Below are 23255 nucleotides of genomic sequence, written 5' to 3'. Positions count from 1 at the left end.
AGGAGTAGTATATTATGTCTGAACTAGATAAATTAGAGTTTGTTGGTCGTGAAGAACATCTAAATCAAATTATTTCCCTTGTTCAGAAGCCTAATCTGCATATCGTTTTGGTGGAAGGTAGAGGTGGGATTGGTAAAACTTGGTTGCTTCGTGCATTACAATCTCGCCTAAATCAAGTTCAGATTGGTACAAGTGAAATTATTGATTGCGATACCCCTGTTTTTAATGATGTAGGAGATTTATACACTCAAATCGCCAAACAATTGTACGATACTACATATCAAGAATGGCTACTCCGGTTACGACAACTGCGAGAAGATGAAAACCGCCTCAGTCAAACCGCATACGAACAGGAACGCAAACAACTTGAAAAGTTCCTGGTCGATGAAATTAATCGGAAATCCAGACAACAGAGACTAGTATTTCTAATTGATACGGTTGAGAAGTTAGGACAAGCAGAGGTAAGAGAGCAAGTTTGGGAGCATCTTGGCGAATTATGCCACCAATTGGAGAATGCCGTATTGATTTTAGCAGGTCGCCCTAGTATTGCCCGTCAAATTCTCTCAAAGTCATTAAAAGAAGATGAATTAATTTATTTTGAATTAAATGAATTTACTCATGAAGATGTGCAGAGATACATTCTTTCCAAGGAAGAGCAGTTTCACTTTACTCTCGGACAAGACTTGGTTAAAAAAATCATAATTCTTTCTGGTGGCAGCCCGATCATGATTGAATTTGGAGTAGAGTATGCTTATCGGGAAGTTATACCAGATTGGTTAGAGAGTGAAGATATAGAAACTATTCCAGGTAGGTTGGAAAAAACTGGTGGATTTGAAGCTGAGATGGTTCGACATATTACGCAGCTTCGGACATCAATGGATCGGCTAACTCTGTTGCTTTCACGTATCTATCCATTAGATAGCACTGATATTGCTAATTTATTAGAACTATCTACAGAAGATGCTCAAAAATTATTTATTGATGCACAAAGCTACTTTTTTATTAAACCAGTAATCGGTGGTTCTCAAATAGCATTGCATGATATTGTGCGAGACTTAGTTGAGAAATATGTCTGGGCAGATATTGACCCCGACGAGGAATGGAGAAAACGAGATAGTCGGATTGCTGCTAAATATTTCAAGCAAAAAGATTATCAGCTAGGCCCACAAAAAAGGAGCTTGGAGGTTCAACGTTGCTCTGATGATTCTCATCAAGCCGCTAATATCGATTTTCTGATTGAAGAAGTTAAACAACTGCGGGAATTCAATACTACGCGATGGCTATGGAATGCTTTATACGCCAATCTGACAATAGGCTTTAAAACGTGGTATGAAGTTACTAACACGATTCGCACTCAAGCCAAGAAATTTAGCTTTGTCAATCAATTATTGGCAATTGCGAAGCAGTTTGGAAAAGACCTAGACCCCGATCAAAAACTTCAATTGATGATTTTTGAATCAAAGATTGTTTACGCCCTGAAAGACAAGAGTACAACAGAAAATGAGGTGAGAAAGCTAGAGGGAATATTATCGGAACAATCTTCTAATTCTTCTCTTCAAGCAGATATTTACAATGTCTTGGGAATGCTAAATACCAAGTTACATCTTTATAACGAAGCCTTGAAATATCAGCAAGAGTGTTTATCTCTAGTTCAAGGGAAGAAGCTATCATCTGCTATTCCTAATGTAGCTAACCAAGTTGGTTATCTTCATCGACAACTCAACAACTTTCAGGAAGCCGAGAAATATTACAAACTAGGTTGGGATGCTGCTATGGAAGTTGACACTCCTGATAAAGGCTTAACTCAAGTTATGGCTAGCATTCAGAATAACTTGGGATTTTTGTACGGACAACAAAAAGATTACGTAAAGGCTGAACAGTGTTTTAAGGCTGCTATTGATATGTGGTCTAGTGTTGACAGTGAACGCGAAATAGCCAACGCCGAAATTGCCTCTGCTACTATTTCGGTAGATAATGGTAACTATGTTAAAGCTAAACAGCTACTTGAACAAGCCTTAAGCCGTTGCGATAATGGGGAAAACGATAATCAAATATTGTGTAGGGCATACTTTCAGTTAGGCTTAAATCAGTGGTTTAGTGCCGAGGTAGTAAATGAAGCCGTTTGGGACGTGACACAGGTAGAGTGGGATCTCAATCTGCTAAGTCTTGCTCAAGATGCTTTAGAAAAAAGCCTGAAACTGGCAGAGAAATACGGACTTGAAGAAGAATTACCTCGAATTTTGCACCAAGCTGCTAGTGTCTATTGGCATCTTGGGTTTCAAAAGTGCGATCGCTCTTTGCAAGAACAAGCTCTAAAACTCAACGATCGCTCTTATCAGACTAGTCTAGAGTACAATGACATGCGATATGCCATTGATAGTCTGGTAGGTAAAGCAGAGTTTGATTATTATGCAAAAGCATACAACCATATTTCAGATTATGCACGAGAACTTAGCGATCGCTTCCAATCATATCAAAATATTCATACACTATACTTTGGTCGTATATTACGAATAGAAGGTGATGTTGCATTTCAACAAGCTAACTACGATTTTGCTTTTAGTAAATATGCTCAAGGAATACCCAAAATTTTTCAGCATGGAGGTTTCGGCCCCTATTCGATCCAACATGAGCTAAATTTGATCCAAAAGAAAATCGAACGGTTGCCTATAGAACTTTCTAAAACTTTGATCCAGCAACTCAAATCTCAGTGGAAAGATCATAAAGCTCTTAAGGAATGGTGCGATCAACAAATGTTTTTGACTAGAATACGTGCTACAAAACAGCCATCTTCTCATGCTTAGTAAAAAAATTGATCGACCCCAAATTTTAGTTTCTCTCAATTCTACCTACGTACCAACTGGGCAATGCGACTGTGATGGAGGGGATTGTGCCTGTGACTTTTCCCCTTTAGCAGAATTAAGCTCAGATATCCGATCATCTCTGGGGATGTTAAATACAGAGTTTGTGAGAGTTCCTAACTCGCAGATCATGAATCTAGATGATACTTATTCTATCTGTTATGGTACTCATCATAAAGTAGCAGTTTTGAATAAATCAGCATTATATTTACTAGATAAATTTACAAATCCACATAAATTAAATGATATTGTAACAGAGCATCCTAATATTGATCCAAGAGACTTACAGGCAGCTATTCAGGAACTATATCAAGCACGTTTGATAGCACCTAATAATAATTGCTTATTTAACCTAAACGAAATACCAGAAACTTTAACAGCATGGTTGCATATCACCGATCGCTGTAATTTAAGATGTGATTATTGCTACCTTCCTCATGTTGCAAATGATATGTCAATAGATATAGGTAAAGCAGCTATTGATTCTACATTTCGCTCTGCCACTTTAAATCATTACCGCCGCGTCAAACTAAAGTATGCAGGCGGGGAAGCATTACTATGCTCTCCTTTAATTAAGGCTCTCCATTTGTATGCTCAATCCCTTAGCAAAAAAACAGATATTATATTAGATGGGGTTGTTCTCAGTAATGGAACATTAATTACACCTGAGATTATTGAGATGCTGCAAACATTGAATCTGCGTCTGATGATTTCACTAGATGGATTATCAAATTTCCACAATATCCAACGCTCTTATGCAGGGGGAAAGGGATCGTTTCAAGATGTAGAAAGAGGTATTAAGATTGCTTTAGAAAATGGTCTTATACCCGATATTTCCATTACAGTTAGTGGGCGTAATGCAGAAGGATTACCCGATCTTCTGGAATGGATATTAGAATATAATTTACCCTTTAGTTTAAATTTCTATCGTGAAAATGAACTGTCAGCCTCTTACGAAGACTTGCAACTAGAAGAATCTCGGCTGATTGAGGGAATGTTGGCAGCGTTCAAAGTTATCGAATTGAAATTACCTAATCGGAGTTTGCTAGGTTCATTGATTGATCGTGCTAATTTATCGTCTCCTCATAAACGAACTTGTGGAGTTGGACAAAGTTACCTCGTATTTGATTACAAAGGGCAAATTGCTAAATGTCAAATGCAGCTACATAAAACTGTAACCTCGGTTGACATTCAAGATCCTTTAACTGTTGTGCGACAAGATAAAGCAGGTATTCAGAATTTGTCCGTTGAGGAAAAAGAAGGCTGTCGTACATGTGAGTGGAAATATTGGTGTACAGGTGGTTGTGCTTTAGCAACGTTTAAGGCTACAGGTCGTTATGATATTCAATCTCCAAATTGTAATATTTACAAAACTCTCTATCCTGAAGCAGTGCGACTAGAGGGCTTACGCCTGATAAAATATAGTTACCCTCTGAATCATTCGTGAGAAACAAGATCCCCGACAACTTTTACGAAGTCGGGGATTTGCTGGTTGCAATTCTCACAAATCAAATAGGACTTACGCAAAACTACACGCGCTCAGGGGCAATTCATGAATTGCCTCTACCTCCCCAACCCTGCCATTAGAAAGGGGAGGGTGCGCGATAGCGCGGGTGGGGTATTGTTGTACCTCACCAAGTTTAAATTTGCTGTATCTGAAAAAATTTATTATTTGCAAATTGCTACTGATATTCTTTTTCTGGTACTCTAAAAGCTGCATATTTCCATTCATTACACTCTAAATATTCAATTTTAACTTCTTAACTCTGTCTTCTCTACGCCTTTGTAGTTAAATTAATTACTTTTTAACCGCAGACGCACAGAGGAGAGCAAAGTGTCCGTGGCGCAGAGAGAAAAAAGAGATTTTACTAGTCACTTTAAAATTAGAAGAATATATTTAGTTAGCTTATATGTAATAAATGAAATTCAAAATTCTGGTTTGGAGCAATTGTACTAACTTTGCTGCAAACTAAAAATGATGAGGAGAAAATTTAGTTATTGGTGCAAGGCGATGTCTCAGGGTAAGATACAAAAATGAAAGTTTGATTATTTATTATTTATTATTTGTTATTGCTCTAGTTGTTTTAGGTCTGACGATAATAAAAAATGCGAGCAAAGTAAAAAATAACATTTGCCAAGTTACCAAATTCCAGCCACCTAGATTCCAGCATAATAGACCAATAGTAGTACCTATAGAACCGCCGATAAAATAGGTAGTCATGTAAACTGTATTGATGCGACTATTCGATTGAGCATCAAGAGTGTATATCCTGGCGACATTAGTAACTTGAGTTGCCTGTACACCTACATCTAGTAACAATACAGCAACTGCGATCGCCAGTGCAGAATTAGCAGCAATTTTAGCAATTACTAAGCTTGCAATCACCATCGATACAGCAATAGTCAAGGAACGTTGGGAGTTACCTCGATCGGCTAGTTTACCAAAAACTGGTGCCATTAATGCACCTGCGATCGCCACAAAGCCATACATCCCAATTGTGTCAGATTGAAAATTAAAAGGCGCTCCACTTAAATGGAAAGTCAGCGTTGTCCAAAATGAACAAAAGACACCAAACAATAACCCGCCAATTAAAGATGCTTCTCTTAATAATGAAAAACGTTTTAATTGGTGAAGTGTTGATTTTAATAATTCCAAATAATAGCCATTAAATTCATTTTCGACATTCGGCAAATATATCTTGAGTAAGACAATAACAATTAAAATCATTACTGCCGAAAATCCATATACATAACGCCAACTCAACCATTCAGCAATATATCCACTAAAAACCCTTGCTCCTAAAACTCCAATCAATATACCAGTAAAAATGTTGCCTACGGTTTGGCCTGTAGTTACTCTATCTATACTTGCTGCTAAAGGAAGAATAATCTGAGCCGAGACTGTCGCAATCCCAATTGCTATGCTCAATATCCAAACTTCAATGATGTTTTGTGAAAACGTCATGGCGATCAACAAACAGAACAAACATATCAGTAAGCAAAGAATTAATTTTTTCTTGTTGATTTTATCGCCCAAGGGAATTAAAAAGAAAAGCCCAAAACCGTAACCAACTTGCGTAAGCACAGATATGCTACCCGCTTCGCTTTCACTGACTCCAAAAGATGATGCAATATCTTTGAGGATTGGCTGATTATAATAAACGTTAGCAACACAGACACCAGCTGCGATCGCCATAATCAGTACCTGGACTTTAGTTAATCCGCTACTTGAGATTTGTTTTTCCATTCAACCTAAAATTTAATACAGGAAAAAACTGGTTTACAGTACAGCTAAAACCAGGTAATAGGGGAGAATTTATATTATCACTACTAAATAGAGTTGCTACCAAATTAAGTTGACTTTGTTCGCGCCGATAGACCTCTAGTTTACGCGATCGCCAATCAGCAATCCAATATGCTTTTACACCTCTGGAAGAATAAAGTTTAAGTTTAGCTTCTTTATCTCGTCTTAAGTCTTCCTTGCTACAAGACAAAACTTCGACTACTAAATCTGGTACGCCAGTTAAATGTCCCGCTTCATCCAATGTTAGCGCCAAGGTTTCTTTAGTAGCCCAAACTACATCAGGAATCACATTATCTGATTCTGAAAACAAAACGCCGGAGTTGATCACAACTTCTCCTAAACCAGTAGATTCTGACCAAATGTTAAGCTGTTGGAAAATTCGGCCACAAGTTTGCTGATGTTTAAAGTGAGGTGCCCTGGTCATAAATAATTCTCCATCAACTATCTCGTAGCGCGTCCCTTCATTTTCTGCGAAGAGTTCTGCATCGTGAATTGTCCAGCGTACTCCTGTATTAAGCATCTGACTCATCGGTTAACTCCTTTAATTTCGCCTTGTAACCCAAGTTACTAGCTGTCCAAATGTGCTGATGCTGCTATGGAGTTGGGCAGCGTGAGTTGGCTTGGTGGAATTTACAAAATACTTACAAAAGTAATCGCAAGTAGGGGCGCAAGGTCTTGCGCTCCTTTGCGTGGTCTATTTACCTACTGAGTGCTGAGTGCTAAGTAAATTAAGAAGTACTCAGTACTTTTGCACTTGGTAAATGGCCCGCCCCTTGTGGGCGGAATCTTTTCTTTTCAGGAGGAGGTTGATACCCCAGCCGCAAGTGGCGTGGTCTTTTTACTCAGCACTCTTCATTAACTACGTCACGGCTCGGTTAGTAAAACAAAACAACATTTTTATGAAAATTTTCTTAAGTGTGCTTGTCATTTTAACTACGATTGTATTAGTATAAAAACGGCAGGATAAAACACTAATACTTGCTGCCTAACAATACTTTTGCCAAGCTTTTGGTATCTAGGTTTGTTCTATGTCAAGCCTCGTAAATTGGCAAAGGTATTGTTAATTGTGCGTACTTTTTTCTGCAATCAAATTTGGATTGCTATAGATTCACTTTGACTAAATGATCAAAACTTTGGAGAAAAACAATGACAACAACAACAACAACAACCAATACTAATAATCTGTATAATGTACAAAATCAGTGGGGTGGTGCCTCTGCTCCGTGGAATCCTGGTGGAATATGGGTAATTGGAGCTAGAGCAAATCAGCGCATTGTCGAACTCAAAGTTTCATCCAGTGATAACGGCAAGACACTTAGTGGAACCACAACATATTCTGGTGAAGGCCCCATCGGTTTTAAGGCTACCTTAACTGGGAGCGACACCTACAACGTAGAAAACCAGTGGGGAGGCTCATCTGCTCCGTGGAATCCCGGCGGGACTTGGGTACTCGGCTCTCGGGGAAATCAAAATGTTGTTGCGATCGATGTTAAATCAAGCGACGGCGGTAAAACCCTGACTGGAACTATCACATATTCTGGTGAAGGCCCCATCGGTTTTAAGAGTGCTGCTGTTGATGGCCGTGTCTATAATGTGGAAAACCAATGGGGAGGCTCATCTGCTCCGTGGAATCCTGGTGGGACTTGGGTACTTGGCTCTCGGGCAAATCAAAATGTTGTAGCGATCAATATTACATCGAGCGACGGCGGTAAAACCCTGACTGGAACTATCACTTATGCTGGTGAAGGTCCCATCGGCTTTAAAGGTAACATTGTCGGCAGCAACAACTACACAGTAGAAAACCAGTGGGGTGGTAATACAGCGCCGTGGAATCCTGGTGGAACTTGGCTAATCGGTGGTCGTGTGGGACAGAATGTAGTGGCGCTCAACGTCACATCTAGTGATGGTGGGAAGACCCTAACTGGAACCACAACCTATGCTGGTGAAGGCCCTATCGGCTTCCGATCGCACCAAATCTAAAAAGGTGATCGCGCTATATCGGTTCTTGGTTAAGTAGGTACTGAACCCCCCACAACCCCCTTCCCGCTGTTTCGTGGGAGGGGGTTATGATGTAACTATCGGCAAACTCAACACTCAGCACGGGCTAAACGCCCCGCTACCGCTAACAGCACTCCTGAAAGCTAAATCTAATTTTTCTCGAACTATTCCCTCATCTCTAAAGCCGACCAGCATAGCTGTTCCATCTTTGACGAAAAGTGGACGTTTGAGCAGCATTGCATCGTGAGTGAATGCATCAACCCACTGTTCATCAGCCCAAGTCTTCTTTTCATCTCCTAAAGCGCGGTAGGATTGACCGGAGGTGTTTCGCATGGGAGCAAAACCCAAAGACTTTACCCAGTTTTGAATCATCTCACGAGTCGGCGGAGTATCTTTGGTATTGATAAACTCATGGTCAATGTTGTTGTGTTGGAGCCACGTCAAAGCTTTTTTGCAAGTGCTGCAATTGGGAATTCCGTAGACTTGAATAGACATAAAATAATTAAGCAACAATCTCCATATATGACATAGCAGGTGGAACTTCTGCCACCAATGCTCTTGTCGTTGAATCTCTACAGCAGAAATTTAAGGGTAGCGATCGCTCGAAAACAACTAAGTCCCCACCATCTACAGCACGGCTGGGTGACTGAAGTCAAGCAGTTGTAGATCAGCAGATAGTAGGAGAGTAAATCTGCTTAATACTTTAATACTTTACTGGCGCTCAAAGAAAAAAATAATTAAAATTGGTTTATTCGTCTTAGGATCACACGGCTCATATAAATTTAGCAATCGGTAATTCCAAGTATAGAACTCGTTAATCCATACTTTTATCTATAAAAAATATGAGCGATGCCTTTAGCCGACTTGCACCCTTCATCCAAGAATATATTTATCATCACCAGTGGACTGAATTACGTCCAGTTCAAATTGCCGCTTGTCAAGTTATATTTGACACTGAGTCTATGGGTTTGAAACCCTTCATTTTATCTTAGTCCACCTCCGTGGACTAAACTTTGTGTAGTCGCGATTTATAATCGCCCAATATTTTGAAAACATCCTCTAAAATTTAATTATCATTTATTTGCGATTTTTGCGTCGCCATTTACCCCGTACTAAACGAATTTCATCAAAACTGTAGCTTTCACCTAATTGTTCTTTGATGGGAGTCAGGGAAATGTCACCGAGTACTTCTAAAACTTGCCAAATTTTTTGTTGATGTTCTAGAGGTATTAATTGATTTAAATCAACTGGCTGATTTTTCTCAATTAGTTTTTCTAGATGACTGCTAACTGTTGCCGGACTAAGGTTGCGCTTTTGGGCAATTTGAGCAATATTTAAACCTTGTCGATGTAATTGTAATGTCTGTAATTCGGTATAAGAAGCTGAGTTGGGAGAGGATACGGAAGCGGAAGTAACAGATTTATTTTGCAAACCTTTTTCTTGGCGGTAGGCGCAAATTTCTGTAATAAACTTTTCGCCATATTGAGCGAGTTTGTGACTACCTACACCAGAAAGTTTGGCGAATTCAACTAAGTTTTGGGGTTGTACCTGTACCATCACTTTTAAAGTAGAATCGTGGAAGATGACGTAAGGTGGTACAGATTGTTCATCAGCTAATTGTTTACGTAGCGATCGCAACTTCTGTAATAATACTTCTGCAACTTCTGCTTTTTCACTCCCCTGTTCCCAGGTAATCTTTTGGACTGTGGTTACAGCTAGCGAAACTGGGCGTTGTTTTCGCATTACTTCCCAACTTAAGGCATTTAGTTTTAAAACTGAGTAACCATCGCTAGTTTGTTCTATTAACCCTTGATGTAAAAGCGATCGCCCCAACATTCGCCATTCATCTAGAGTTCTATCTTTACCAATACCATAGGTAGAAAGTTTATCGTGTTCGTACTGGATAATTTTGTCTTTTTTTGCACCCCGCAACACATCAATTATGTGTAGCATCCCAAACCTTTCTTTGCAACGCGCCACACAAGATAAAAACTTCATAGCTTCAATTGTCCAATCTTGCATCGGTTTAGGATGACGACAATTGTCACAGTTACCGCAATTCCCAGCAAACCTTTCGCCAAAATAACCCAGTTGAATTGTTCGCCGACAATCAGTGCCTTCAGCATAATCGATCATCTGCCGCAGTTGTTGTTTGGCAATCAACTGTTCTTGAGGGTTAGTTTTTTGATCAATGCTCCATTCAATTGTTTTAACATCACCAAAGCTGAAAAATATTGTACACCGAGATGGTTCTCCGTCTCTACCTGCCCGACCCGATTCTTGATAATAACTTTCTATATTTCTGGGCATATCAAAGTGAACTACCAACCGCACATCGGGTTTATTAATTCCCATCCCAAAGGCGACTGTTGCCACCATAACTCGGACATCATCTCGAATAAATCGCGTTTGATTACTACTACGTTCCTCATCAGTTAATCCCGCGTGATAAGGCAGAACAACAATTTTATCGTTTTGCAGTTTAAAAGTGAGTTCATCAACTTTTTTCCGAGTTAAAGAATAAATAATTGTCGAACCTTCAGTTTCTCGAATTAGTTCTAACAATTGGGCGTAAGCATATTTAGTTTTAGGACGAACTTCGTAATAAAGGTTTTCACGGTTAAAACTGGCGAGATGGATGCTAGGTTGCTTTAGCCCCAATTGCTGAATGATATCACTACGAACGCGATCGGTTGCTGTGGCGGTGAGGGCGACAGTAGGAACATCAGGATAGCGTTTTCTCAGAGATTTTAACTGGCGATATTCTGGACGAAAATCGTGTCCCCATTCAGAAACGCAGTGCGCTTCATCAATCGCAAAGCTAGAAATACCGATTTTTTCTTTAACTAAATCGAGAAACGGGAGAAACCTTTCACTCAGCAGACGTTCCGGGGCGACGTATAGTAATTTTACTTTCCCGTTGAGTATGGCTTCTTCCCGCGATCGCACATTGTAAGCATTCAAACTGCTATTCAGAAATGTCGCATTAATATTATTATTTCGCAGTGCTTCTACTTGGTCTTGCATCAAAGCAATTAACGGCGACACCACTACCGTTAAACCATTTTTTAACAACGCTGGTAGCTGAAAACACAGAGATTTCCCCCCACCAGTCGGCATCACAACCATTAAATCTCGATTTTGCAGCGCCTCTTCGATAATTTGCCGTTGTCCGGGGCGGAATTGGTCGTAACCGAAGTGATATTTTAGCGCTTGTTCGAGATGGGGATACTGAAGCATAGCGATCGCTTTTTCGGGGGCTGTCTGCGTGAGTAGTTATGAAGATATTAGTATTTTAACTCACATCTTTGGCAGCTTTGGTCAGGCTTCCGTTTCTGTTGGCGATGTCTACGATGGTTACTGAGCTTGCCGTACCACTTCGTGGAAGCAAGCTACGCGCAGCGTCTCGTAGAGAAGGGTCTCGTAGAGAAGTACGGGCTATGACGCTCGATGACTCGCTACCGCTTCGCTATCGGTGACGCACTTAATCAATCATCATAGATGAGCGTAGGCGCAGCCCGTCGTAGACATCGCTTTTAGGTCAGGTTGAACCAGCAAATAATGGCGCGATCGCAATGTTTTCACCAACATAACCTAAAAGCCTTTATTATAAAATCAGTTTAAGTTAAAAGTAGGTAGATCACAAACAAGTTGAAAAGATATAGACAACAATAAACAAATTTACAATTACACGGTTCTTCTGGAAAAAGAATTAGATGGAGATTATCACGCTTTTTGTTCTATTTTAAAAGGTTGTCATTCTCAAGGAGATTCTTTTGAAGAAGCCATTGACAATATTACAGAAGCTATTGAATTATATCTTGAAAGTTTAAGGGCTGATAATCAGTCAATTCCTAGAGAAGATTTAATCACCATTATTCTGGGCTTTCACTAACGGCTCTTGACTTTAGAAAGTGAGAAAATTGAAGATTAACAAGATTTATTACGAATTTCCCTAGATTCGGTTGCTCATCTTGTAATGCGCCTCACTTCTTCAGTGCCAGAGTCAAACCATCTGCGATCGCAATTAAGCTAAGACTAACTCGCTGGTCTTGATGCAGCTTTTGATTAAAGGCACGAATCCTTTTAGTTCTATTATCTTGTACTTGGGGGTCGGCAACCTTGCCTGACCAGAGGACATTATCGATCGCAATCAGTCCCCCCGATCGCACTAATTGCAGCGATCGCTCATAATAGCCATCATAGTTGCTCTTATCTGCATCGATGAAGGCAAAATCAAAAGTTTCCGCTTCTCCTGTTGCCAGTAGTCGATCCAAAGTCTCCAAAGCTGGGGCAATGTGCAGTTGAATTTTATCCGCCACTCCTGCTTGCTGCCAATAGCGCCGAGCGATCGTGGTAAATTCCTCACTAATATCACAGGCTACCACCTTACCCTCCCTCGGTAACGCCAACGCCACCACCAGGGAACTATAACCTGTAAATACCCCAATTTCCAAAGTTTTCTTAGCTCCTAACAACTGTACCAGTAAAGCCAAAAACTGCCCCTGTTCGGGAGCAATCTGCATTCTCCCCATTGGAAACTGGGCTGTTTCCTGTCTCAGTTGGGTTAAAATTTCCGGTTCTCGGAGAGAGACTGACAGTAAATAGTCATAGAGGTTTTGTTCGAGTCCTAGTGTTTGAGTTGTCATAATATGCGTTCCTCTTTTGCCTAAATCCTATACACCGATAACTCAACGGCGGGGTAGCCCCCGGATTCATCCGTGGGGGTAAGCAGGAAAGCGAATTTATTCGCCGTCAATATTACTAGTTAAGTTTCTTTCTGATTTTGAATATACATTTTAATTGTCTCCAATGGTGCGCCTCCAACGGTGGATATAAAGTAAGAATTAGTCCACAGCGATGGCAGTCGGGTTTTCAATTCGGGAAACTCCATTCGTAGATACCTAGATGTTGCACCCTTAAATCTTTTCACTGCTCGATGCGCTCCAAACTGTGGGTCTACTTCAATCAACATATCCACATGATCGGGCATAATTTCCATCTCGATTATTTCTACTTGAATCTCAATCGCTATTTGGGATAAAAGCTCTTTAAGTCTTGATGCGATAGCATTTACAAGTACTTTCCTGCGGTACTTAGGGCAAAAAATGACATGATATTTGCACGAATAAACTACATTGTTGTTGGATTTAAATTTTTCCATATTTTTTCGCAATAATTGTTTCCTTGGTTGTATCTATATGATAAGATACAGGAAACTAATAAACAAATTCAAGGAGGTGATTTGGCGGCAAAAACATCAAGCTTTGTTACGGAAATACCATTAGTAACTAGCTCTAGCGACCTAACTGTACTTGCTGCCAGATTAGAAGCTGGGCGGCAACTTTATAATGCTGTGCTAGCTGAGGGCAAAACTAGGCTTCAATTACTAAGAGATTCTGAACTTTACCAAGAGGCTAAAGTTATTCCTAAATCTGAGAAAAAGGCTCGTAGTACTGCATTTGGGAAAGCGCGGGAATTTTATCGTTTTAGCGATTATGACTTACAGGCTTTTGCGAATAAAACAGCTATTGCAAGTATTTGGATCAAGTCTCACCTTGATGCAAATACAATTCAAAAAATAGCTCCTAGGGCTTATAAAGCCTTGGAACGTTTAGTTTTCGGTAAAGCTAAAAAGGTTAGATTTAAACAAAAGGGGCAGTTTGCATCCTTAGAAGGCAAAACCAATAAGCAAGGTATTCGTTGGATTGGTAATGGTGTCGAATGGCTAGGATTAAAGCTAAAAGCTATTATCAAAAACGACCCAATTGTATTGCATGGTTTACTAAAATCAAAGGTTAAGTATGTTCGCTTAGTACGTCGCATCCTTAATCAAAAAACCTATTGGTTTGCCCAGTTAGTATGCGAAGGGATGCCATATCAAAAGCCAAAAAACATTATAAATGATGGTACTGTTGGCATTGATATAGGTGTCTCAACTGTTGCGATTGTTGGTGATAACGAAACTATTTGGACGACCTTTGTAGATGGACTGGAATCTAAGCAAAAAGATATCAGGAAACTACAAAGGAAAATGGATAGACAGAGGCGTAGTGGTAATCCTGATAATTTGAATTCTGATGGGACAGGTCCCAAGGGAAAGCGTCATTTTAAAAAGTCTAATCGCTACAAAGCCACTGCTAGGAAAAAACGCGAAATTGAGCGCAAACAAGCCGCTCACCGGAAATCATTGCATGGTCGATTAGTTAATCAAACCTTGACGCTTGGTAAAGACATCAAAACTGAGAAAGTATCGGTCAAGGCATGGCAGAAAAATTGGGGTAAATCTATAGGATTTAAATCCCCATCAAGTTTTCAATCCGAACTTATTCGCAAAGCTGAAAATGCTGGCGGTAAAGTTCTAATATTTTCGACTCGTAAAACCGCATTGTCTCAAACTTGTTTATGCGGGAATAGGCAGAAAAAATCACTATCTCAACGAGTGCATAACTGCGAATGCGGTTTAAAAATGCAACGTGATATTTTGTCTGCCTATCTGAGTCGATACGTCGATCCAAAAGATGAAACTTTGTCAATCGAGTTAGCCAGAAATGGTTGGCTAGGGATGGAACAATCCTTGCTGGATGGTTGGCAAATTGGGTCAAATCAATCTGCGAGAACTGCGACTTTTTTCTAAGTCTCCTGCCTCTAGTAGCAGTACTAGTTGTGGGATAGAGCGGATATCCAGTAATCCAATAGCTTATGAGGAGTCGGAACCTGTGAGGGTAAACGAAACTCATGTAGTGAGTTGGAACCCCCCGGATTTATCCGTGGGGTAAGTTCAGTTAATACTTACAGCAGTTTTCATTTAATTTAACTACATATATTGTAGGGGTATAGAAAAAGCTCATTGGTGTCAACTTAACGTAGAAGTTAGGCAAGGCAAGCTTTCGAGGTTTCACCCTCACAAGAACAGCCCCTCTCCCAAAATTGGGAGAGGGGAGCAAATTCTCTAGTTCCCCGAATCCCAACTTGGGATTCGGGGTTAGGGGATGAGGGCAAAACGCCTTCTCAAAGCAGATTTTTTCTGAAGTTGACACCAATGAGCATTGCTGTGCCCCTACGAGAAATCTATATGTATCAGGGTTTGTGTGAAATGATATGACTCCTGAATTCTGTTTGATCAAGCTAAATTTATCGAAAAATACTCAATCCACTGCCTAGTATTGACAGTTTAAAGAAATTCAACCTATTGTCTGAAATAACACTTAGCTGTTGTGTAATAACTTGATAACTGAACTTTAATCACCCAGAGGTTTGTGTCATGTCTATCGATCTATTGAGGCGCAAAAAAACTCATTTTGTCTTGTGGCGTCCCGGTGCTTCAGAATTAGCTCCTACTCTCTACATTGGCAACACTGCTCCCGAAAACCCAGACAGATTAGCTCAATTCAAAGAAATCCCGCTTCGTCAATCAACAGAATTTCCAGAATTGTGGGAAGTTTCGGCTCAAGAATCTAGTCTCACAGAAGGACAGGTGTACTTTTACTGGTTTAAAGTCCGCAACGCAGATCCTTACGACTCTGCTAATGCTAACCAAATTCTCTACTGCACAGATCCAACAGCAACGACTGTGGATCAACGCTTACTTGCACCAACGCCGTCAGAATCGGGAGGCGTTACTAGCTCCGATCCGGCAAGCGTTGTGCTTTATCAAAATGGGACGCTGATTCCCTGTGATCCCGAAGGGCAAACTGTAAATTGGGAAGACGATGCTCCTTTAGAGACGCTGCCAACCAATAATCAACTGGTGATTTACGAATTACCAACCCGTTGGACAAAGATTAACTCAAATGGATTGATTGAAGAAGGAACCGGCACATTTCGTGACGTACTGGCACTGTTGATCCCAGAAGCGATCGCTCCGAGTTTTCCCATAGTCAGCGCCTTGAATGATCGCGCTCATCTTGTGGAACTGGGAATCAACGCTCTAGAACTTTTGCCACCAGAAGACAGTGATGATGATCTCAAGTGGGGCTATGGTACAGCAAATTATTTTGCAGCAGATTTTGACTTAGGACGCCCAGATAGCCAATCAGCACCTACTGCTTCGACTGATTTAGCTAATCTGATCAAAGTCTGCCATCATCAAGGCTTGCGCTTTTTTGTGGATGTGGTGATGGCATTTTCGCTGCATAATCCTTACCATAACGTTAATTTTTTGGAATTTTACATCAAATGGGCTAGTGGTGATCCAGAACAAGGGTCAAGAGATGGCTTTGGTGGCGATTTATTTAAGTACAACTATTGGATAGAGGGCTATAACCCGATTACTGGGCAAAAGTCCTGGCTTGTCCCAGCCCGTGAATATTTAAAAGCCCATATAGCCCACTGGTTGGAATACTATCGGGTTGATGGTCTGCGGTTGGATAGCGTCAATAATATTGCCAACTATGACTTTTTGCAAGAATTCAAGGATTTTGCCCGCAGCCTTTGGGACAAAAGAGGTGGAACCGCGTCTCGCTTCCTCGTAGTTGGTGAAGAATTGAGTGTACCCCTATCTCTCATCCAACAAAATCGTCTGGATGGACTTTGGAATGAAAAGTTCAAGCAAATCATCCGACAGGTGATTTTAGGTAAGAATGCCTGGGATGAACCCAGCTTTGAGTGGAGTATCCGCAAACTAATTGATTGCCGAAACTTAGGCTTTACAGATGGTTCTCAGGCGGTAAACTATATCACTTCTCATGATGTTGGCGGTTATGGTAACGAGCGTTTTTTCAGCTACCTTGTTAGTAATGGAATTGATCATACTGAACCGCGGATTAAGTTGGCATTTGTCTGCCTGCTTACCTCTGTAGGAATTCCGATGATCCTTGCCGGAGAAGAATTTGCCGATCAGCAGGATTTGGTTCCAACAGATGATTATAAGCAGATTGATCCAGTTAACTACAGCCGTGTGAAAGATGATTGGCGGCAACGCATTTTCCAATACGTTGTTAGGTTGGTTCGCTTGCGTAAAACTTCCAATGGTTTAGCTGTAAATGATACTCAATTTATTCATGTTGACTTTAATGATGGTAAACGAGTTGTAGTCTGGCAGCGTGGTAATAAAGCCGATGAATTAGTAGTTGTTGTGGCGAATTTCTCTGACTATGGCACTTCTGTTGGTTCTGAGTACAGAGTCCCGAATTGGCCTGCAACCCCAGTTGGTAAGCAGTGGCAGGAAATTACTCAAGAGCGGATAGTTCCATCTGAATGGGTAGGCAGAGAAGGTATTTTCCCGTGGGAAGCTAAAGTCTACGCTCTAGTTTAATCTTGATGCCGCTCAGTGAAAGATAATCTTAGGTCAGGTTTGGTACTTTAACCTGACTTAAAGCGATCGCAAGAGTGAAATATCACAAAATTGGGATGCTTATTCTGAAACTCAGCGACTAGATCAATGATTATGGTTACAAATTACTCTGAAAGTGATGTAGTTTGTAATTATTGTGCCAAAAGCGATGCCTTCTCTACGAGACGATTCTCTTTCAGAGACGCTAACGCGAACGCGAACTGCAAGCCGCTTTGCGTCTACGCACAAACATTGTATGTGTGTAGAGATATTGCATAGCAAGCCTTTGTTTGAGTTACTCGCCTAAACCCTTCTAGAATTAAAACTATCGTCGGGAATTTTATTAATAAACTTGCTTTGATTCTGGGAGGTATGATGAGTCGTCCAATAATTCTTGGTATTGTCGGCGACAGCGCTGCTGGGAAAACAACACTAACGCGAGGAATTGCTCAGGTACTCGGCCTAGAAAATGTGACGATCATTTGTACAGATGATTATCACCGTTATGATCGCCAAGAACGTGCAGATATTAACATCACTGCTCTCCACCCGGACTGCAACCACCTAGATATTATGCAGCAACACCTGTCGTTGCTACGCACAGGACAGCCGATTCTCAAACCAGTTTACAGCCATAAAACCGGCACATTCGAGCCACCACAGTATATCAAGCCGAATAAATTCGTGATTATTGAGGGATTACTCGGTTATTCTACTCGTGCTGCGCGTGATTCTTACGACGTGAAAGTTTACCTTGCACCCCCGGAAACACTACGCGCTAAGTGGAAAGTCAATCGGGATACCCAAAAGCGAGGCTACAGTGCTGAACAAGTGTTGGCCGAACTAGAAAAGCGCGAACCAGACTCAGCACAATTTATTCGTCCGCAGCGACAATGGTCTGATATAGTCATTAGTTTTTATCCACCCGTCGGCGACGATAATGAAACTAATGGACATTTAAATGTGCGTTTGGTACTACGTCCGACAATTCCCCACCCAGATTTTACTCAGATTATTAACTCTGGCTATGGTAATTCCGACTCAGCGATCCGCTTGGGGCTAGACAGAGATATGAGTAAGCCCGTAGATGTCTTAGAAGTTGATGGTCATGCCACTTTAGAACAGGTAAATCAGCTAGAGCATATTATTTGTTCCGATATGCCTCATTTACGAAATATTTGCGATCGCGAAAGTAATCCAGAACTGGGTAAAATTGCTGGTACAACTGGGGAAACAATCCAAAGTTATCCCCTGGCTCTGACTCAGTTAATAATTACCTACCACATGCTGAGAGCAACGCAAATGTATCAGTAGACATCTTCAGAAATTAAATCTCTCGTTCCCAGCCAGAGTCTGGGAATGCCTCTTATGAGGCTCCGCCTCCTGAATTTGCAACAGAGCCGCTTTTAATGCATTTCCAGCCAAAGGCTGAAAACGAGAATTTTCTCTCGTTTTTTAGCTGAAGTTGACACCCATGAGCAATTTTCCCTACGATGGATGTGGTTGAAATAAATGAAAACTGCTGTTACCACGAATCGTAGTGTTGTGTTTACCAAGATTAAAGATTTTCTCAAATAAAGATGATTTTTAGAGCAAACAAGGGATAACTAAGGATAGTTACATCTTTAGTGACGATTTTCTTAGTTTTCTATGACCTATTGCCTCAGAATTGCCGACTTACCTACAAATGAGCGTCCGCGTGAACGACTAATGACGCATGGCGCCAAAATTTTAGCCACAGCAGAGTTAATTGCAATTCTTTTAGGCACCGGTCAAGGGCCAGGGAAACTGTCTGCTGTAGGTTTGGGACAATATATTTTGAGCGAATTAGGCAAACACCAACGTGATCCTTTGGCAGTTCTACGAGAAGTTACCCCCGCCGAATTGATGCAAATTTCTGGTGTTGGGCCAGCGAAGGCGACAAGTATCTTAGCAGCAATTGAATTGGGCAAACGCGCTTTTCAGTCTCGTCCCAATGACGGCACATTAATTGACAGCCCACTTGCTGCTGCTGCTACCCTCAGTCAAGATTTGATGTGGCAAATAAAAGAACGTTTTGCAGTGGTGCTGTTAGATGTTAAGAATCGCTTATTGGGTACGCAAGTAATTACCATTGGTACCGCAACCGAAACCCTAGCCTCTCCTCGTGAAATCTTTCGGGAAGTTATTCGTCAAGGTGCAACGCGGGTAATAGTTGCCCACAACCATCCTTCTGGAAACCTTGAACCCAGCCAGGAAGATATAGAATTGACACGCCAATTGTTAGCAGGGGCACAGCTATTGGGCATTCCCGTACTAGATCATCTAATTTTGGGCAATGGCAATCATCAAAGTTTACGGGAACTGACAACCTTGTGGGATGAGCATCCACAGGGGGATTAAATGGGAGCATCTCAGTTTTGCAAATATCACCGAAAAACAAGATTCCTGCTCCCTCTCCTTAGTAAGGAGAGGGCTGGGGTGAGGTTTAGACATTTTACGAAAGTGAGATGCCCCCGATTAAATGAACAGAACGCGGCGATGCAGAGAGTTATTTCATAAATTTTAAATTGTTAAGCTTCATCTACCCAATAAAGATAATATTGTTCACTATCCACCCAGCTTTTCTGAAAATCTTTGATCGGAACAATCTTTAAGTCATTGCGGTTGATATTCAGTTTTTTATTTAAAATCAGCAAAATTTTCTTTTGCTGATCTTGATTTTTGAGTAGAGAACTAATTTGGGTTAATATCTCCGCTTGTTCGACTTCTTGACGACCTTTTTTAAATAGGGTAAAGCTTCCCATTTTTTGAAGCTCAGGATAGTAAAATTTTCGATTGAGATAACCCGCTAAAGGAGCCATATTTGCATCTCGACTGGCAACAATAAACTCATTATCTAACCCAGCTTTTTGAATATATTGGGCTGTTTCTCGACTTGCAGAAAATGGTACAACTAAATCTCTTGAAAAACTATAAATGCCTCCCCCAAACTGGACATAAAGAATTAGCATCAAAGCGATATGATGCCATTTTTTCACAAATTCAATTGAATGGGGACGAATAGAAAACTTGTTGAGTAAAACTGTAGACTCTTGATAATAACTTCCCAGCCATAAAGCCGCTATCAGAACTAAATAGAAATGCCCAAAATGCCGAGGCATACCGAGAAATCTGAAGTAGGTAAAGGCAAAGATTACACAATTTCCGATCATGTAGAAAAATAGAGGAACTGGTTTTTTAGATAATTTAATCAAGGTTAAAATTACAATGAATAGAGCAATTACCGCACAAACAATTAAATCTAGCCATCTTTTGTGTGCCGGAATAATTAATAAATAACTACCAAATACTCTACCTATGCTTCTCAACAAATGACGGATATCTAGTTGGATTATCCAACCATTATTTAACCCACCATAAAGATAACTATCTATCGGAGGAGTAAGAATAGAAATGGATAGAACAAAAGAAAATGTGATAATTACAATACTTAAAAATAAGTCGGATTTTTGGCTTTGACTAAAATACTGCTGGCGATGTTCGCTATCAAAACAAAATTCAGCTAGCAAAGTCAATGATAAAGAAAATGATACCAATAAACCATAAGCACTACTATTTGCTAGTAAACCCAATAAAATTGCTAAATAAACATAAGTTATTTTTCTGGATGAAAAAACGGTACAGAATGCAAAAACGAACAACATACTAAAGGCATAATTTCGAGAAATTAAAAGATATTCATAAAAAGGAAAAAACCCAAAGGAAAATAGAAATTTTTGTTGAGAATTAAAAGGGCTATATAGGCAAAAAATAGCAACTGAAAAAACTGTAATTGTCCAATGAAAAATTTGCATAATTATCGGATTATCCACTATTTTTCTGAGAATTGCCAGAGAAAAATACCAGAGAACAGGATGACCTTCATAATGAATATTTGCAATTAAATCGCCTAAAGATTGACTATCTCTGACAATCAGCCAAGGATTTAGTTCATCTCGCCACATCGAATGGTTGAGAATACCTATTAAACCAAGAACGGAAAAAATAATGATAATAAACCAAGGAGAATGAAAAGGTAATCTCGAAGTATATTTGATAATTTTTTGCTTTAACATTATTAGTTCAGAATGAAATTTATCAGGTCAAGCTTCTTTTTGATTATTCGGCAAAACATCCTCAAGCATAGACGCTAATTCTTTATTTAAGCGACCAGATTTGACAAATTCTGCATAAGTATCTGCCTCAATTGCTAACAGTTCTCCTCGTAATTGTTCCGTTATAAAAGTCTGAAGATTGGGGTACTCATCCTGTAATTTGTCAATTTTCGTCCCTAAATCTGCAAGTTCACCTTTAATTAGTGTCTCCTGATAACGGCGATCTGGGTCAATACCGGGGCGTTGATCTGCCTGGAGGTGTTGCAAAACACGTTCTAGGGCGACATGACGGGCAACTAATTCTAAATATTGCTCACGTAAGGGTGCATCACCTAGTAAATTGAGTTTTTCCAGCAAAGGTTTGATGGTCAATCCTTGAACAAGTAGAGTAAATAAAACTACTCCAAACACTGTAGCGATGATTTTTTCTCGCTCTGGCATTGTCGTTGGTACACTCAATGCCAGGGCAATGGAAACGGAACCGCGTAACCCACCCCACCATAGGATAGTTTGTTCTGGTAAAGAAATTTCGGATTTGGTGATGCTAAGGCTTAATTTGCTGAGAATGTAAATAGCAATTGCCCGGATCACAATCATTGCTGTCACTGTCACCATAATGATTTGCAGGTTTTCGCCTAAACTAGCAAAGCTTATTTGGTCGCCAATCAGCAAGAAGACAATTGAGTTAACAAAGAATGCCAAAAATTCCCAAAATTCGGAGATAATAATCCGGGTGCGGGGATTCATGCCTATACGAGAGCCAAAGTTGCCTAAAATTAAACCTGTGGTGACAACTCCAATGACTCCAGAACCGCCTAAGTCTTCGGTAATTAGGTAAGTGCTGTAAGCGGAAACTAGGGTTAAGGATTGTTCCACCAAGGGCAAATCAAAGCGCTGGGTAAAGTAGGAAATGCTAAATCCGATAAAAGCTCCCATCCCTATACCGATGCCAACAACTGTAAATAACTGCACTAAAATAGGCTGGAATTCCAATTCCACAGTTCCCAAAGATAACGCCACCAAAAAACCAAAGGCAACTACAGCCATGCCATCATTGAACAAGCTTTCGCCTTCCATTAAGGTGACAAGACGACTATCTACGCCCAGTTCACGAAACAAAGCGGTGACAGAAACAGGGTCAGTTGCAGCAAGGCTGGCTGCGATTAGTAAAGCTGTAGCTAGGGAAATACTAGCGAGTTGATTGAGAACGATCGCTACCCCGGCGATCGCAATTACCACCCCGAACACCGCATACAGACAAATAGGCACTAAATCCCGCTTCAGTTCTGACCATTTTAAATTCCATGCGGCTTCAAACAATAGCGGTGGTAAAAAAATGAACAAAATTAATTCCGGGGAAAGGGTTACTAAACGGACATCCGCAAAGGCTAACCCTAAGCCGACAATTACCAGTAGTAGGGTGTAAGGTATATGGCGAAACCAGCTAAATATCTGCGGTAGTGTCGCCACACTTAGAGACACCGAAAGCACCAACAGAAATTGCTTAAGATTGTTTGTAATCATTTCCTCAGCGATCGCTGATTCAAGCACCATAGCGGAATTCCTGGTATGATTTTACATTTATTAGCTCCTGTGCGTTAGCGTTGGCGTAGCCTCTCGTAGAGAAGCTTCTCCAAAGGAGGTTCGCTAGCTTTGGTTTATTGCCCAACACTGCGGCATTA

18 protein-coding genes are annotated in these 23255 nt (G+C 40.5%); 10 read left to right on the top strand and 8 right to left on the bottom strand.

Features of this window, described 5'->3' with window-relative positions; genetic code table 11:
* Positions 1 to 14 precede the first annotated feature (14 nt).
* Both ACYTXL_RS17920 and ACYTXL_RS17915 read left to right on the top strand, forming a co-directional pair.
* Positions 15 to 2804, top strand: a complete 2790-nt coding sequence (locus ACYTXL_RS17920; protein ID WP_461925920.1) for a tetratricopeptide repeat protein — start codon at positions 15 to 17, stop codon at positions 2802 to 2804.
* Between the two features lie 187 nt (positions 2805 to 2991).
* A complete protein-coding gene (locus ACYTXL_RS17915) occupies positions 2992 to 4308 on the top strand; it encodes a radical SAM protein (RefSeq protein ID WP_461925919.1) in 1317 nt (438 codons plus the stop codon).
* Positions 4309 to 4914: 606 nt separating this feature from the next.
* On the opposite strand, the gene ACYTXL_RS17910 is transcribed toward ACYTXL_RS17915, so the two are convergent.
* Both ACYTXL_RS17910 and ACYTXL_RS17905 read right to left on the bottom strand, forming a co-directional pair.
* Positions 4915 to 6108, bottom strand: coding sequence for an MFS transporter (locus ACYTXL_RS17910; RefSeq protein WP_461925918.1), 1194 nt, complete (start codon positions 6106 to 6108; stop codon positions 4915 to 4917).
* Positions 6086 to 6694 carry a Uma2 family endonuclease gene (locus ACYTXL_RS17905; protein ID WP_461925917.1) on the bottom strand — a complete coding sequence of 203 codons (609 nt, stop codon included), beginning with the start codon at positions 6692 to 6694 and terminating at the stop codon, positions 6086 to 6088. The genes ACYTXL_RS17910 and ACYTXL_RS17905 overlap by 23 nt, the downstream gene beginning before the upstream one ends.
* A 617-nt stretch (positions 6695 to 7311) precedes the next feature.
* Here ACYTXL_RS17905 and ACYTXL_RS17900 point away from each other — a divergent pair.
* Positions 7312 to 8145 carry a lectin OAA family protein gene (locus ACYTXL_RS17900; RefSeq protein WP_461925916.1) on the top strand — a complete coding sequence of 278 codons (834 nt, stop codon included), beginning with the start codon at positions 7312 to 7314 and terminating at the stop codon, positions 8143 to 8145.
* A gap of 114 nt (positions 8146 to 8259) precedes the next feature.
* Here ACYTXL_RS17900 and ACYTXL_RS17895 read toward each other — a convergent pair whose 3' ends face one another.
* Entirely contained in the window at positions 8260 to 8658 is a 399-nt protein-coding gene (locus tag ACYTXL_RS17895) for a Spx/MgsR family RNA polymerase-binding regulatory protein (RefSeq protein WP_461925915.1), read from the bottom strand.
* Positions 8659 to 8697: 39 nt separating this feature from the next.
* On the opposite strand from ACYTXL_RS17895, the gene ACYTXL_RS17890 reads away from it, so the two are divergent.
* Positions 8698 to 8829 carry a hypothetical protein gene (locus ACYTXL_RS17890; RefSeq protein WP_461925914.1) on the top strand — a complete coding sequence of 44 codons (132 nt, stop codon included), beginning with the start codon at positions 8698 to 8700 and terminating at the stop codon, positions 8827 to 8829.
* A gap of 176 nt (positions 8830 to 9005) precedes the next feature.
* A complete protein-coding gene (locus ACYTXL_RS17885) occupies positions 9006 to 9155 on the top strand; it encodes a hypothetical protein (RefSeq protein ID WP_461925923.1) in 150 nt (49 codons plus the stop codon).
* Between the two features lie 85 nt (positions 9156 to 9240).
* Here ACYTXL_RS17885 and recQ read toward each other — a convergent pair whose 3' ends face one another.
* Complete coding sequence (gene recQ / locus ACYTXL_RS17880) at positions 9241 to 11403, bottom strand: DNA helicase RecQ (protein ID WP_461925913.1); 2163 nt, start codon at positions 11401 to 11403, stop codon at positions 9241 to 9243.
* Between the two features lie 421 nt (positions 11404 to 11824).
* Between recQ and ACYTXL_RS17875 the strand changes: the two genes are divergently transcribed.
* On the top strand, positions 11825 to 12058 hold the full coding sequence (locus ACYTXL_RS17875; protein ID WP_461925922.1) for a type II toxin-antitoxin system HicB family antitoxin: 234 nt from the start codon (positions 11825 to 11827) through the stop codon (positions 12056 to 12058).
* Between the two features lie 91 nt (positions 12059 to 12149).
* Here the strand turns inward: ACYTXL_RS17875 and ACYTXL_RS17870 are convergent, their stop codons facing one another.
* Positions 12150 to 12812, bottom strand: a complete 663-nt coding sequence (locus ACYTXL_RS17870; protein WP_461925912.1) for a class I SAM-dependent methyltransferase — start codon at positions 12810 to 12812, stop codon at positions 12150 to 12152.
* A gap of 119 nt (positions 12813 to 12931) precedes the next feature.
* Positions 12932 to 13327 (bottom strand): IS200/IS605 family transposase, encoded by a 396-nt coding sequence (gene tnpA, locus ACYTXL_RS17865; protein WP_461925911.1) that lies wholly within the window; start codon positions 13325 to 13327, stop codon positions 12932 to 12934.
* 27 nt (positions 13328 to 13354) lie between these two features.
* On the opposite strand from tnpA, the gene ACYTXL_RS17860 reads away from it, so the two are divergent.
* The 4 genes from ACYTXL_RS17860 to radC all read left to right on the top strand — a co-directional run bounded on the left by ACYTXL_RS17860 (position 13355) and on the right by radC (position 19819).
* Complete coding sequence (locus tag ACYTXL_RS17860) at positions 13355 to 14800, top strand: RNA-guided endonuclease TnpB family protein (protein ID WP_461925910.1); 1446 nt, start codon at positions 13355 to 13357, stop codon at positions 14798 to 14800.
* 627 nt (positions 14801 to 15427) lie between these two features.
* The gene (locus tag ACYTXL_RS17855) at positions 15428 to 17419 is read left to right on the top strand and encodes an alpha-amylase family glycosyl hydrolase (RefSeq protein ID WP_461925909.1); all 1992 of its coding nucleotides are present in this window, start codon (positions 15428 to 15430) and stop codon (positions 17417 to 17419) included.
* Positions 17420 to 17812: 393 nt separating this feature from the next.
* On the top strand, positions 17813 to 18751 hold the full coding sequence (locus ACYTXL_RS17850; protein WP_461925921.1) for a phosphoribulokinase: 939 nt from the start codon (positions 17813 to 17815) through the stop codon (positions 18749 to 18751).
* A 336-nt stretch (positions 18752 to 19087) separates the two neighbouring features.
* Positions 19088 to 19819, top strand: a complete 732-nt coding sequence (radC, locus tag ACYTXL_RS17845; protein WP_335237625.1) for a RadC family protein — start codon at positions 19088 to 19090, stop codon at positions 19817 to 19819.
* Positions 19820 to 19989: 170 nt separating this feature from the next.
* On the opposite strand, the gene ACYTXL_RS17840 is transcribed toward radC, so the two are convergent.
* Together ACYTXL_RS17840 and ACYTXL_RS17835 are read right to left on the bottom strand one after the other, a co-directional pair.
* Positions 19990 to 21534 (bottom strand): hypothetical protein, encoded by a 1545-nt coding sequence (locus ACYTXL_RS17840; RefSeq protein ID WP_461925908.1) that lies wholly within the window; start codon positions 21532 to 21534, stop codon positions 19990 to 19992.
* Between the two features lie 27 nt (positions 21535 to 21561).
* Complete coding sequence (locus ACYTXL_RS17835; RefSeq protein WP_461925907.1) at positions 21562 to 23127, bottom strand: cation:proton antiporter; 1566 nt, start codon at positions 23125 to 23127, stop codon at positions 21562 to 21564.
* Positions 23128 to 23255: the final 128 nt, after the last annotated feature.

The sequence above is a fragment of the Nostoc sp. genome (assembly GCF_054880495.1).
The sequence above is the reverse complement of the archived record's forward strand: the minus strand, read 5'-3'. Positions and strand labels throughout refer to the sequence as shown.